General features: G+C 61.1%; 11 protein-coding genes. 7 read left to right on the top strand and 4 right to left on the bottom strand.

From position 1 onward, the window contains the following. The first annotated feature begins 38 nt into the window (after positions 1-38). Together L085_RS23480 and L085_RS23475 are read left to right on the top strand one after the other, a co-directional pair. The gene (locus tag L085_RS23480; protein ID WP_004940455.1) at positions 39-272 is read left to right on the top strand and encodes a type II toxin-antitoxin system prevent-host-death family antitoxin; all 234 of its coding nucleotides are present in this window, start codon (positions 39-41) and stop codon (positions 270-272) included. Next, entirely contained in the window at positions 269-655 is a 387-nt protein-coding gene (locus tag L085_RS23475; RefSeq protein WP_015376820.1) for a type II toxin-antitoxin system VapC family toxin, read from the top strand. The genes L085_RS23480 and L085_RS23475 overlap by 4 nt, the downstream gene beginning before the upstream one ends. On the opposite strand, the gene L085_RS23470 is transcribed toward L085_RS23475, so the two are convergent. The 3 genes from L085_RS23470 to sbcD all read right to left on the bottom strand — a co-directional run bounded on the left by L085_RS23470 (position 652) and on the right by sbcD (position 6,212). Beyond that, the gene (locus tag L085_RS23470; RefSeq protein WP_015376821.1) at positions 652-1,500 is read right to left on the bottom strand and encodes a PRD domain-containing protein; all 849 of its coding nucleotides are present in this window, start codon (positions 1,498-1,500) and stop codon (positions 652-654) included. The genes L085_RS23475 and L085_RS23470 overlap by 4 nt on opposite strands. A 231-nt stretch (positions 1,501-1,731) precedes the next feature. Beyond that, a complete protein-coding gene (gene sbcC, locus L085_RS23465; protein WP_044031843.1) occupies positions 1,732-4,983 on the bottom strand; it encodes an exonuclease subunit SbcC in 3,252 nt (1,083 codons plus the stop codon). Then, a complete protein-coding gene (gene sbcD / locus L085_RS23460) occupies positions 4,980-6,212 on the bottom strand; it encodes an exonuclease subunit SbcD (protein WP_044031842.1) in 1,233 nt (410 codons plus the stop codon). Before sbcD ends, sbcC begins: the two co-directional genes overlap by 4 nt. 215 nt (positions 6,213-6,427) lie before the next feature. Here sbcD and phoB point away from each other — a divergent pair, with 215 nt between their 5' ends. The 5 genes from phoB (at position 6,428) to proY (ending at position 12,717) form a co-directional block, all read left to right on the top strand. Beyond that, the gene (phoB, locus tag L085_RS23455) at positions 6,428-7,117 is read left to right on the top strand and encodes a phosphate response regulator transcription factor PhoB (RefSeq protein WP_004940438.1); all 690 of its coding nucleotides are present in this window, start codon (positions 6,428-6,430) and stop codon (positions 7,115-7,117) included. A 24-nt stretch (positions 7,118-7,141) separates the two neighbouring features. Continuing rightward, positions 7,142-8,458 carry a phosphate regulon sensor histidine kinase PhoR gene (gene phoR / locus L085_RS23450; RefSeq protein WP_004940434.1) on the top strand — a complete coding sequence of 439 codons (1,317 nt, stop codon included), beginning with the start codon at positions 7,142-7,144 and terminating at the stop codon, positions 8,456-8,458. Between the two features lie 14 nt (positions 8,459-8,472). Next, positions 8,473-9,435 (top strand): phosphate ABC transporter substrate-binding protein PstS family protein, encoded by a 963-nt coding sequence (locus tag L085_RS23445; RefSeq protein WP_044031841.1) that lies wholly within the window; start codon positions 8,473-8,475, stop codon positions 9,433-9,435. 485 nt (positions 9,436-9,920) lie between these two features. Then, positions 9,921-11,237, top strand: coding sequence for a branched-chain amino acid transport system II carrier protein (gene brnQ, locus L085_RS23440; protein WP_021504688.1), 1,317 nt, complete (start codon positions 9,921-9,923; stop codon positions 11,235-11,237). A 73-nt stretch (positions 11,238-11,310) separates the two neighbouring features. After that, on the top strand, positions 11,311-12,717 hold the full coding sequence (gene proY / locus L085_RS23435; RefSeq protein ID WP_004940425.1) for a proline-specific permease ProY: 1,407 nt from the start codon (positions 11,311-11,313) through the stop codon (positions 12,715-12,717). Between the two features lie 32 nt (positions 12,718-12,749). Here the strand turns inward: proY and L085_RS23430 are convergent, their stop codons facing one another. After that, the gene (locus L085_RS23430) at positions 12,750-13,013 is read right to left on the bottom strand and encodes a hypothetical protein (protein ID WP_015376826.1); all 264 of its coding nucleotides are present in this window, start codon (positions 13,011-13,013) and stop codon (positions 12,750-12,752) included. Positions 13,014-13,087: the final 74 nt, after the last annotated feature.

Below are 13,087 nucleotides of genomic sequence, written 5' to 3'. Positions count from 1 at the left end.
GCTTTATGATTTAGCTAACTTAGCTAAGGAGGACGCGTATGCCGATTCAGGCCAATATGCACGAAGCCAAATCCAATCTGAGCCAACTGGCGGACAGAGCCGCGGAGGGAGAAACCGTGATTATTGCAAAAGCAGGGAAGCCGTACGTACAGCTGGTCGCCATCAAGGGGGAAGCGCGCCGCCCCGGCGCCGCCAAGGGCAGGTTCACCGTGCCGGCGGATTTCAACGCCGGGGATGCGGCCATTGCGGCGCTGTTTGAGGGCGATGAATGAAGCGCCTGCTGCTGGATACCCACGCGTTGCTGTGGTGGCTGATCGATGACGCCTGCCTGGGCGCGAACGCCAAAAGGCAGATCGCCGATCCGGGCAATGCGGTGTACGTTAGCGCGGCCAGCATTTGGGAGATCTCGATTAAGCAGGCGCTGGGCAAGCTGGCGCTGCCGGAAGACATCTTTGCGATCATCGAGGCCGAAGATTTTCTGTCGCTGCCGATGGATGCCTTTCATTGCCAACAGGCCGGGCAGCTGCCGCCACACCATCAGGATCCTTTCGATCGCATGCTGATCGCGCAGGCGCAGGCGGAGGGGCTGACGCTGATTTCCGCCGACGCGGTGTTTCCGCAGTACGGCGTGCGGGTGGCGGACGCCCGCCGTTAAACCGGCTTTTCCTCGCTTTCGCTGCGCACCCGTTCGATATGAATGGTCAGGAACATCATCTCTTCCGTGGTGAGCTGGTGTTGATAGTGCTTTTCGATGTGGCGGTTGATCTTGCCGGCGCAGGCGAATGACTCGCGGTACTTCTCTTTCACCACCTGATACAGCGAGTCGTCGTCGCTGTCGACGTAGTTTTTCCCCAGCAGGCGCTGGGCGAAAAATTTCAAGTGGGTGACGAACCGGTGGTAGCTCAGGGATTCCTCGTTGTAATCAAAGCGGAAATGGTATTTGACCAGGTTGAGGATCTCTTGCATCACGCGGGTAATGTGCAGCGTGTTGTGCATCTCGTCGTTAAGCTGGGCGTTGACCAGGTGCAGGGCAATAAATCCGGCTTCGTCTTCCGGCAGCGCGGTATCCAGCCGCTGGGCGATCAGAGCCAGCGCCTCCAGCCCGACGGCGAATTCGGCCGGGTAGAGTTTTTTAATCTCCCACAGCAGCGCATTTTTGATATCCAGCCCTTGCGCATGGCGCTGCAGGGCGAAGTGGATGTGATCGGTCAGCGTGATGTAGACGATGTTATGCAGCTTGCCCGGCAGGCGTTCGCGGGCGAGAGTAATAATCCTGTCGGCAGTGGTGACGCAGGCCAATGGGATCTCGGCGAGCAGCTCTTTATAGCGCTCGGCGATTTCACCGCCGTTATGGGTGAATACCTTTTCGATCAGGCTTTCGTCCAGCGTATCGCCGGGCTTCTTTTTAAAGCCGATTCCTTTTCCCATCACCACCGTCTCTGCCTGACGGTCGTCCAGCGTAATCACCACGTTATTATTGAGTATTTTAGCGATTTTCATGGTTTTTCCCGGTGTTTCAGCATCCTGAAAACGAAAAAACCTGACGCCCGGAAGCGATCCCGGGCGTCAGGTTTTGCCTGTATTTTATCTTTCTGCCCTGCGGCCTGAGCGGCGGAGGGGATACAGTAACAATCCTGTTATGCCTGCATAATAACCCGTGCCCGCCGCAGCTCAACGCTTTTCACCGCGGAGTGCCGCCGCGGTCACACTTCTGCGCCGCGCGCGGCGGGATCATTCCAGCCTGAAGTGCGCCTCCAGCCGGCTGACGCCAAGCCCGTTGACCTTTTTCACCTTGATCTGCACCGGAATGCGTTCTTTCATCGCCTCGACGTGGCTGATCACGCCAATGGTTTTGCCGGAGGCGTTCAGACTGTCCAGCGCGTCCAGCGCGGTATCGAGGGTTTCGGCATCCAGCGTGCCGAAACCTTCGTCGAGGAACAGCGAGTCGATGCTGGTTTTATGGCTGACCAGATCGGACAACGCCAGCGCCAGCGCCAGGCTGACCAGGAAGCTCTCGCCGCCGGACAGGGTGCGGGTATCGCGCAGCGCGTCCGCCTGCCAGGTGTCGACCACCTGCAGTTCCAGAGCGTCGCTGGTCTTGCGCTGCAGTAGGTAGCGCCCGTGCAGCCGGCCGAGCTGAAGGTTGGCCAGATACACCAGATGATCGAGCGTCAGCCCCTGAGCGAAGCGGCGGAACTTGTCGCCTTCTTTCGAGCCGATCAGCTGGTTGAGGTAGCTCCAGTCATCGTAGTCTTGTTGGCTGCGGGCGATCTGCTCGAACAGCGCCTGCTGATTGAGACGGCGTTCGGCGTCGCTTGCCAGCTGGTTGCGCAGTTCGCCCTGGCGCAGCTGCAGCGCCTTCAACTGCTGCGCCAGCTCGGCCAGCGATTGGGTGAGCGCATCGAGATCCGCGTTGGCTTCATCCAGCCCTTCAGGGCGGTTCTGCCGGTGCTGCTCCAGCGTTTGCGTCGCCTGTGTCAGCAGGGCGGCGGCCTCCACCTGCCTCTGTTGCAGCTGTTCTTTGCGCTGCTGCAATTCGCGGCGCAGGACATCGTCCAGCAGCGCGGCGGCGAAGGCGGTTTCATCGGCGAATTCGCTGTCGGCCAGCGCCTGCTGCCACTGCTGCTGCGCCTGCTGCAGCCGCTCCTGCATCTGGGTGTGTTGTTGTTGCAGCCCGGACTGCTGGCCGGCCAGGCGCTCGCGCAGTTCCTGCGCCTTTTGCCACTGCTCGGCGGCCTGCAAACTGGCCTGTTCACAGGCGGTTTGTTTGGCGCGCAGCTGTTCGCGCACCTCGGCGACCTGCTGTTCGCCGAACAGCGTCAGCCGCTGCGCGCGTCGTTCGGCAAGGGTCTTCTCGCCTTCTTGCCAGCGTTGTTGCAGCTCTTGCTGCTGTTGCAGGCTGTCGGCGTGGGCTTTCTGCAGCAGCGTAAAGCGTTCTTCGAGCAACGCCAGCTGTTGCTGCGTCTGCTGCTGCTGCGTTTGCAGAGCGATGAGCGCGTCTTTCGCCTGCTGTACCGCCTGCGCCGCCTGTTCATGCTGCTGCAGCGCCTGTTGCCCGCGCCGTTCTTCGTCGTCGCAGCCACTCAGCCAGGCGCTGAGTTGCTCGCCATCCGCCAGCGTAAAGTCGAACGCCAGCGGCGCGCTGAGCTGCCGCCACTGCTGCTGTTGGCCGGCCAGCTGTTGTTCATCCTGCGCGATGGTTTGCTGCTGACGCTGCAATTGCTGTTGCAGGTTGTCGTAACGGGCTCGCAGCTCGACGCCTTGTTTTTGCAATGCTTCGGTCTGGACTTTCATTTGCTCCAGACGTTGCGCGGTTTCTGACAGTTTTACCTCTTGGTATTGTTCTACCGCCGGGTGCTCGCATGAGCCGCACAGCGGGCAGGGGGCGCCGGGTTGCAAACGGGCGCGCTCGGCCTCCAGACCCACGATCCGTTGTTCCAGCGCATAGGTTTTTTCAACATCGGCCTGGTGGGCTTTCTGCTGCTTAAATTGCTGACGGATGAGTTCTAGCTGTGGTTCCAACTGGGTAAGTTCATGTTGACCGCTGTTTAGCTCTTGCCGCTGTTGTTCCAGCCGTTTAACGATTTGCTGCGATAAAGAGGATAGAGTAAACAGCTGCTGGCGCGTCGGGCGCAGATCCGCCAGGACGCTCAGGCGCTGGCGCAGCGGGGCCAGCGGCTTTTGCGCCTCCAGCGCCTGCTGCTGTTGCTGTTGAACGGCCAGCGCTTCACTCAGCGCATTCAACTGCTGCTGATGCTGTGCGGCCTGCCTCGTCAGTTGGCTGCGCTGAGCAGTGAGCTGCTCCAGCGCGGTCTGCTGCTGGGCGCACTGCTGTGCGGCGGCATCGCCGGCCTGTCGCCGCTCGGCCTGTGTCGACTGCAGTTGGGCTATTTGATGGTCGAGCGGGGCGACCTGCTCGTCGATCTGTTGTTGCTGTTGCCGCATGTGTTCGGCATGCGCTTGCTGCGCCTGGCGGGTTTTTTCCACCGCCTGCTGCAGCGGGGTCAACTGCGCCGACTGCTGTTCCTGCTGTTGCGTCAGCTGGGCTGCCTGCTGTTGTATCGTCTGCAGCTCGGCGCGGCAGCGATCGCGTTCACCGCGCAGCGGCCGCAATTTCTCGGCCGGCTCGCTGAGCGCCAGCCGCTGCAGCTGCGGGGCGGCCTCCTCCTGCTCGCGCTGGGCGGTGTCCAGCCGCAATTGCCCCTCGCTTTGCTGTTGCCGGAGGCGTTGCCATTGCTGCAGCCAGCTCAGCGCCTGTTGCTGTCGCTGGGTTTGTTCGCCGAGAGCGATTTCCTGCGCGCTCAGCGCCGCCAGCTGTTCGGTCAGAGACTGGCGCTGCTCGTCGTTCAGCAGTTCGATGCCGCTGGCGCGTTGGTGCAACGCATCCAGGTCGGTTTTGGCCTGCTTGTGCGACTCGAACACCTGTTCGGACAACCGCCCGTAGATTTCGGTGCCGGTCAGCTCTTCCAGCAGCTCGGCGCGATCGTTGGCGTCGGCGTTGAGGAAGGCGGCGAACTGCCCCTGAGACAGCATCATCGATTTGGTGAAGCGGCCAAAGTCCAGCCCGGTGATGGCGGCGGTAAGCTCCAGCTTGTCGCGCACCTTGTCCGCCAGGATCTTGCCGTCTTCGCGGCGTGCCAGTTCGACCTTCGGCGCCTGCAGATTGCCGTCCGGCGCGTTTTTGGCGCGGCGCTGGCTCCAGAAGGCGCGATAGCCGACGCCCTTGACCTCGAATTCGACCTCCGCCAGCGATTCGGCGGTGTGGCGGGTCATCAGTTCATTCTGGCTTGGCGTGACGTTGAGACGCGGCGTCTGGTGGTACAGCGCCAGGCAGATGGCGTCCAGCAGGGTAGTTTTGCCCGCGCCGGTCGGGCCGGTAATGGCGAACAGGCCGTTGCTGGCGAACGGCTCGGCGGTGAAGTCAATTTTCCATTCGCCCTGCAGCGAGTTGAGGTTTTTTAACCGCAGGCTGAGGATTTTCATGGGTTGCTCTCTTCAGGGTTGTGCTGCACCGCCTCGACCACCTGGCGGAACAGTTGGTGCATCCGCCGTTGGCGCGCTTCGGGCATGTCGGCCTCCTGCGCCAGGCGCCGTTCGAACACCTCGTTGACGCTCAGCTCGTTGAGCGTTTCCTTATCCTGCTGCGCGATCGCCTGGCGGCGCTGCTCTTTACTGCGCCGCAGCAGCACCACTTCCACCGGCAGCGCATCCGCCAGCAGCTGGATGCGGCGTTGGATATCGCTGAGGTAGTCCTGCGTCGCCACTTCGATATCCAGCCACACCGGCAGCTCGCCGGCATAATCGGCAAATTGCCGCAGCTGCCGTTCGATCTCGGCCAGATCGCCTTTGATCAGTTGCATGGGCTGAAACTGCGGGATCGTTAACGTTTCTACCCGCTGCAAAGCGCCGTCGGCGAAATCCACCAGGAAGACGCTTTTGGCTTTGCCCAGCTCATCGAAGCTGAGCGGGATCGGCGAGCCGCTATAGCGAATATGCTCCGATTTGGCGACGTTCTGCGCGCGGTGAATGTGGCCCAGCGCGATATAGTCGGCGGGGGGGAAGGCCTGCGCCGGGAAGGCGTCGAGGGTGCCGATATAGATGTCGCGCACCGAGTCGGAGGTGGTAACGCCGACGGTGGTCAGGTGGCCGGTGGCGACGATCGGCAGTGGCAGGCCCAACTGGTCGCGGCGCTCGCAGGCCGCCTGATACAGCGCTTGATAATGTTCGGCGATGGCTTCCTGCAACGCCTGTTGTTTCTGCGCGCCGGATTCGCCGGCGCGGCTGGTGAGCAGATCGCGCGGCCGCAGGAACGGGATGGCGCACAGCACCGCGCCCGGCTGGCCGTCGCGTTGGTTAAGCACCACGATCTGCTGTTCCGGGGCGCCCTGCGCGCTGGCGATCACCGTGGTGTTCAGGCAGGAAAGCAGTTCACGCGATTCGTTCAGCGTCGCGACCGAATCGTGGTTGCCGCCCAGCACCACCAGCTGGCAGCCGGTGCGCTGCAGTTCCACCACGAAGCGGTTGTACAGCTCGCGGGCATAGCTGGGCGGCGAGCCGGTATCGAACAGATCTCCGGCGACGATCAGCGCATCCACCTGCTGCTGATCTACCTGTTCGATCAGCCAGTTCAGAAAAGCCTGGTGCTCGGCGGCGCGGCTTTTGGTGAAAAAGTACTGGCCAAGGTGCCAGTCAGAGGTGTGGATCAGGCGCATGATACTCCCGGATGTAAAGATAATGGCGATGATTATAAAGGCCGCGGCGGCGGCTGTCCCGGCGCAATGATGATGACAACCGGATGATTTTTCGTTACTGCGGGAAATAATCGCTATGCTTACTGCCTATAACAGCCGGTTTTTTTCATAAAAGTGTCACAAAACTGACGCATAATGGCGCCCGAAAAGTCGCTAACACATTGGCAGGATTGACGATGGCAAGACGCATACTGGTGGTGGAAGACGAAGCGCCGATCCGTGAGATGGTGTGCTTTGTGTTGGAACAGAATGGTTACCAACCGTTGGAAGCCGAAGATTATGACAGCGCCGTGACGCGTCTGTCTGAGCCGTTCCCTGATTTGGTGTTGCTTGACTGGATGTTGCCCGGTGGTTCCGGCATTCAGTTTATCAAACATATGAAGCGCGAAGCGCTGACCCGCGATATCCCGGTGATGATGCTGACCGCGCGCGGCGAAGAAGAAGACCGGGTGCGCGGCCTGGAAGTGGGGGCGGATGATTACATCACCAAGCCGTTCTCGCCCAAGGAGCTGGTGGCGCGCATCAAAGCGGTCATGCGCCGCATTTCGCCGATGGCGGTGGAAGAAGTGATTGAAATGCAAGGGTTGAGCCTGGATCCGTCCTCCCACCGCGTAATGGCGAACGATCAGGCGCTGGACATGGGGCCGACCGAGTTCAAGCTGCTGCACTTCTTTATGACCCACCCGGAGCGGGTTTATAGCCGCGAGCAGTTGCTTAATCACGTCTGGGGCACTAACGTTTATGTGGAAGACCGTACCGTTGACGTGCATATCCGTCGGCTCCGCAAGGCGTTAGAAACCAGTGGGCATGATAAAATGGTTCAAACCGTTCGGGGCACCGGCTACCGGTTCTCAACGCGCTACTGATCGCGCCGCGCTGGAGAATATGCCGTGTTAGAACGTCTGTCGTGGAAGAGGCTGGCTTTGGAGCTGGCTCTTTTCTGTCTGCCCGCCTTACTGCTGGGGCTGATTTTCGGTTATCTGCCCTGGTTCCTGCTGGCCTCTGCGCTGGCTGCGCTGGTGTGGAATTTCTACAACCAGCTCAAACTCTCCCATTGGCTGTGGATCGACCGCAGCATGACGCCGCCGCCCGGCCGCTGGAGCTGGGAACCGCTGTTTTATGGCCTGTATCAGATGCAGCAGCGTAACCGCCGCCGTCGGCGCGAGCTGGCGCTGCTGATCAAGCGCTTTCGCAGCGGGGCCGAATCGCTGCCTGACGCGGTGGTGATGACCACCGTCGAAGGCAATATCTTCTGGTGCAACGGGCTGGCGCAGCATCTGCTCGGCTTTCGCTGGCCGGAAGACAACGGCCAGCACATCCTTAACCTGCTGCGTTATCCGGAATTCAGCCACTATCTGCAACAGCAGGAGTTTTCGCGCCCGCTGACGCTGCAGCTGAACAACGAACACTACGTCGAATTCCGCGTGATGCCGTATTCCGAAGGGCAATTGCTGATGGTGGCGCGCGACGTCACCCAGATGCGTCAGTTGGAGGGCGCGCGGCGCAACTTCTTCGCCAACGTCAGCCATGAGCTGCGTACGCCGCTGACGGTGCTGCAGGGCTATCTGGAGATGATGGGCGACGAAGAGCAGGATGGCTCGCTGCGCAGCAAGGCGCTGAGCACCATGCAAGAGCAGACCCGCCGGATGGACGGGCTGGTCAAGCAGCTGCTGACACTGTCGCGCATCGAGGCGGCGCCCAATGTCGACATGAACGAGCGGGTGGATATTCCGCTGATGCTGCGGGTGTTGCAGCGTGAGGCGCAATCGCTGAGCGGTGGCAATCACGAGATCACCTTCCGGGTGAACGAACAGCTCAACGTGTTCGGCAATGAAGACCAGTTGCGCAGCGCGGTGTCTAACCTGGTGTACAATGCGGTCAACCACACGCCGAAGGGCACCCATATCGAAGTCAGCTGGCAGCAGACGGCGCATGGCGCGCAGTTCCAGGTCAGCGACAACGGGCCTGGCATCGCCGCCGAGCACCTGCCGCGCCTGACCGAGCGTTTCTACCGCGTCGACAAGGCTCGCTCGCGCCAGACCGGCGGCAGCGGGCTGGGGCTGGCGATCGTCAAGCACGCGCTCAGCCATCACGACGCGCGGCTGGAGATCCTCAGCGAACCGGGGATCGGCACCCGCTTTATCTTTACCTTGCCCAATCGGTTGATTGTTCCCGCCGCTTTATCAGAGAATGCGGTGAAAAATTAACGCGAGACACCGGTATGACCCGAATCACCCGAGGGCTGTTGCTTTGCCTGGCGCTGCTGGCCGGACGCGGCGCGCTGGCGCAGCCTGACGCCATGTTGGCGGGCAACCTGTCCAGCGTCGGCTCCGACACGCTGGCGAATCTGATGGCTCTGTGGGCGCAGGATTTCAGCCAGCATTATCCCAACGTCAACCTGCAGATCCAGGCCGCCGGTTCGTCGACCGCGCCGACCGCGTTGGCGGCGGGCGCCGCGCAGCTCGGCCCGATGAGCCGGCCGATGAAGGCGGCCGAGATCTCGGCATTCGAACACCGTTACGGCTATGCGCCGCTGGCGGTGCCGGTAGCGGTGGATGCGCTGGTGGTATTGGTGCATCAGGATAATCCGCTGCGCGGCCTCAACCTGCAGCAGCTCGACCGCATTTTCTCCGCCACCCGGCGCTGCGGCGAAAGCCAGCCGCTGACGCGCTGGGGCGAGCTGGGGCTGCGCGGCGACTGGGCGACGCGCTCGCTGCAACGCTTCGGCCGCAACTCGGCGTCCGGCACCTACGGCTATTTCAAACTGCGCGCGCTGTGCGGCGGCGATTTCATGCCGCGCGTCAATGAGCTGCCCGGTTCGGCCTCGGTAGTGCAGGCGGTGGCCGGTTCGCTCAACGGCATCGGCTACGCCAGCATCGGTTTTCGCGCCAGCGGCGTGCGGCTGCTGCCGCTGGCGGAGACGGGAGAAGACTATGTCGCGCCTACCGCCGCCAACGTGCGCAACGATCGCTACCCGCTGTCGCGCTATCTGTATATCTACATCAATAAAGCCCCCCATCAACCGCTGGAGCCGCTGACCGCCGCGTTTCTCGATCGCGTGCTGTCGACACCAGGGCAAAGCCTGGTCAATCACGACGGCTATCTGCCACTGCCGCCGGCCGCGCTGCAGAAGACCCGCCAGGCGCTCGGGTTGCCACCGCTCGCGCCGGCCACGGTGCAATAAGCGACAAAAAGCGGCGTAATTTTCGCCTTTTTTCACGGCAAAACGGAGCTTATACCACGCGAAAACCGGGCATTTATTGGCGTTTTCGCGCGGTAAAGTGATATATGCTTCACGTTTCGTGAATTCATTGTTCAAAAATGATACAAATCATGTAGTGTATATTTATTGATAGCCAATATGATCGACTGGTGGCTAAAGTTTATATGGTCGATAGCTCTGCTTTTCGCCGTGCGTCTTGCCTTGAAGCGCTATAAACGTTTACCTTAGCCTTCGTTGTCGGATTAAACCTCCATTTTTATAACTCCTAAAATTTTGCCCATCTTCATGAGCGGCCACTTTCGAATAGGGACATAAACGCCGGATCGACTGCGTTTAGGGTGCTTATTTGGCGCGGCGACGATCGGGCATGCCGGCAACCGGGTGGGGCGTTTCGCCACCACGCTATCGGACAATTTTTTTCATTTGAACAGGCAACACGACATCGTATGAGTCATCGTTTAACGTCAAAAGATATCCTGGCACTGGGCTTTATGACCTTTGCCTTATTCGTTGGGGCCGGGAACATCATTTTCCCGCCGATGGTCGGCTTGCAGTCCGGTGAACATGTCTGGACTGCGGCGCTGGGCTTCCTGATCACCGCCGTGGGCCTGCCGGTCATCACCGTCATCGCGCTGGCGCGCGTCGGCGGCGGCATCGACGCCCTCAGTTCGCCGATCGGCCGCGGCGCCGGCCTGCTGCTGGCGACCGTCTGCTACCTGGCCGTCGGCCCGCTGTTCGCCACGCCGCGTACCGCCACCGTGTCCTTTGAGGTGGGCATCGCCCCGCTGACCGGCGACGGCGCCATGCCGCTGTTCATCTACAGCCTGGTGTATTTCGCGCTGGTGATCGGCATCTCTCTGTATCCGGGCCGCCTGCTCGATACCGTTGGCCATGTGTTGGCGCCGCTGAAGATCGTCGCGCTGGCCGTACTGGGCATCGCCGCGCTGCTGTGGCCTGCCGGCGCGCCGATTCCGGCGACGACGGCTTATCAGAGCGTGCCTTTCTCCTCCGGCTTCGTTAACGGCTATCTGACCATGGATACGCTGGGCGCGCTGGTGTTCGGCATCGTTATCGTCAACGCGGCGCGCTCGCGCGGCGTGAAAGACGCCGGCCTGTTGACCCGTTACACCATTCTGGCCGGTTTGATCGCCGGCGTGGGCCTGACGCTGGTGTACCTGAGCCTGTTCAAGCTGGGTTCCGGCAGCGGCGCGCTGGTGCCTGACGCCACCAACGGCGCGGTGATCCTGCATGCTTACGTTCAGAACACCTTCGGCGGCCTCGGCAGCTTCTTCCTGGCGGCGCTGATCTTCATCGCCTGCATGGTGACCGCGGTAGGCCTGACCTGCGCCTGCGCCGAGTTCTTCGCGCAATACCTGCCGTTCTCTTACAAGACGCTGGTGTTTATCCTGGGCCTGTTCTCGATGGTGGTGTCCAACCTCGGCCTGAGCCACCTGATCCAGATCTCCATTCCGGTGTTGACCGCGATTTACCCGCCGTGCATCGTGCTGGTGGTGCTGAGCTTCACCCTGCGTTGGTGGCACAGCGCGCCGCGTATCATCGCGCCGGTGATGCTTGTCAGCCTGTTGTTTGGTATCCTTGACGCGGTGAAAGCGTCCAGTTTCCAGCAGCTGCTGCCGGCCTGGACCACTCATCTGCCGCTGGCGGAGCAGGGGTTGGCATGGTTGCCGCCTTCGCTGCTGATGCTGGCGCTGGTCGCGATTTATGATCGGGTGTGCACGCGTTCCCAAGTGACCGCGCACTGATAATCCCCCGGCTTAATCCAGGGCCACGGACATGTCCGTGGCTTTTTTACGTTTAAAACTATGGGTCATCTTCATGCAACAACAGTCACCCACCACCGCCTCCGACAATAAGCTGAAACGCGGCCTTAGCACGCGCCATATCCGCTTTATGGCGCTGGGGTCGGCCATCGGCACCGGGTTGTTCTACGGCTCGGCGGACGCCATCAAAATGGCCGGCCCGAGCGTGCTGCTGGCTTACCTGATCGGCGGCATCGTGGCCTTCATCATCATGCGCGCACTGGGGGAGATGTCGGTCAATAACCCGCAGGCCAGCTCATTTTCCCGCTACGCGCAGGACTACCTCGGCCCGATGGCGGGTTACATCACCGGCTGGACTTACTGCTTTGAAATCCTGATTGTCGCCATCGCCGACGTGACCGCTTTCGGCATCTATATGGGCGTCTGGTTCCCGGAAGTGCCGCATTGGATCTGGGTGCTGAGCGTGGTGCTGATCATCGGCGCCATCAACCTGATGAGCGTCAAGGTATTCGGCGAGCTGGAGTTCTGGTTCTCGTTCTTCAAGGTCGCCACCATCATCATCATGATCGCGGCCGGCATCGGCATCATCATCTGGGGTATCGGCAACGGCGGGCAACCGACCGGCATTCATAACCTGTGGTCGAACGGCGGCTTCTTCAGCAACGGCGTTATCGGCATGATCCTGTCGCTGCAGCTGGTGATGTTCGCTTACGGCGGCATTGAAATCATCGGCATCACCGCCGGCGAAGCCAAGGATCCGAAAAAATCGATCCCTAAAGCCATCAACTCGGTGCCGTGGCGCATTCTGGTGTTCTACGTCGGTACGCTGTTTGTCATCATGTCGATCTACCCGTGGAACCAGGTGGGCACCAACGGCAGCCCGTTCGTGCTGACCTTCCAGCATATGGGCATCACCGTGGCGGCAGGCATCCTCAACTTCGTGGTGATCACCGCTTCGCTGTCGGCGATCAACAGCGACGTGTTCGGCGTCGGTCGCATGCTGCACGGCATGGCCGAACAGGGGCACGCGCCGAAGATGTTCAGCAAGGTGTCGAAACGCGGCATTCCCTGGGTGACGGTAGTGGTGATGATGCTGGCGCTGTTGCTGGCGGTGTACCTCAACTACATCATGCCAGAGAGCGTGTTCCTGGTGATCGCCTCCCTGGCGACCTTCGCCACCGTGTGGGTGTGGATCATGATCCTGTTCTCCCAAATCGCCTTCCGCCGCAGCCTGAGCAAAGAGCAGGTGAAGCAGCTGGCGTTCCCGCTGCGCGGCGGGGTGTTCACCTCGGTGGTGGCGATCGTGTTCCTGGTATTCATCATCGGCCTGATCGGCTATTTCCCGACCACGCGCGTCTCGCTGTACGCCGGCCTGGTCTGGGTGGTGTTGCTGCTGGCGGGGTACTGGTTCAAGGTCAACCGCCAGAAAAAACGCGCGCTGCTGGCGACGCAGCAAGACTAAATGGAAAAACACCGGCTGAGGCCGGTGTTTTTTTAGGGTTTATCTTCCACTTCCTCATCCCCGGCGGCGCGCGCTTCGATGCGCATACCGCCGTCGTTCAGGCGTTCCTCCTCTTCCTCGCCGGCGCAGCGTGCCAGCACTTCGCGAATGTCCTGCAGATTGCTGCTAAGGGCGCTCAGCGAAGGTTGCAGATTGCGGGGCATGCGGCTTTCATCCAGCGATGCGCTGTGCAGGCAGCCGATAAACAGCAGCGTGGCCATCAGGGTGAACAGCCGATGACGTAACCGTTTCAGCAAGAGCTTTCCCTCTCGGTGGTGAAGGTGATGGCGCATTAACGCCGTTTTCACCGGGGAAAAGAAGGGGATGGAGA

Origin of the sequence: Serratia sp. FS14, from assembly GCF_000695995.1 — a bacterium.
Taxonomy (GTDB): domain Bacteria; phylum Pseudomonadota; class Gammaproteobacteria; order Enterobacterales; family Enterobacteriaceae; genus Serratia; species Serratia nematodiphila.
This window is presented reverse-complemented; position numbering and strand designations above follow the sequence as displayed.

Coding starts and splice junctions, on each gene's coding strand:
- L085_RS23470 (WP_015376821.1), bottom strand. CDS start 1,500: ATGAAAATCGCTAAAATACTCAATAATAACGTGGTGATTACGCTGGAC.
- L085_RS23480 (WP_004940455.1), top strand. CDS start 39: ATGCCGATTCAGGCCAATATGCACGAAGCCAAATCCAATCTGAGCCAA.
- phoB (WP_004940438.1), top strand. CDS start 6,428: ATGGCAAGACGCATACTGGTGGTGGAAGACGAAGCGCCGATCCGTGAG.
- sbcD (WP_044031842.1), bottom strand. CDS start 6,212: ATGCGCCTGATCCACACCTCTGACTGGCACCTTGGCCAGTACTTTTTC.
- proY (WP_004940425.1), top strand. CDS start 11,311: ATGCAACAACAGTCACCCACCACCGCCTCCGACAATAAGCTGAAACGC.
- sbcC (WP_044031843.1), bottom strand. CDS start 4,983: ATGAAAATCCTCAGCCTGCGGTTAAAAAACCTCAACTCGCTGCAGGGC.
- L085_RS23475 (WP_015376820.1), top strand. CDS start 269: ATGAAGCGCCTGCTGCTGGATACCCACGCGTTGCTGTGGTGGCTGATC.
- brnQ (WP_021504688.1), top strand. CDS start 9,921: ATGAGTCATCGTTTAACGTCAAAAGATATCCTGGCACTGGGCTTTATG.
- L085_RS23445 (WP_044031841.1), top strand. CDS start 8,473: ATGACCCGAATCACCCGAGGGCTGTTGCTTTGCCTGGCGCTGCTGGCC.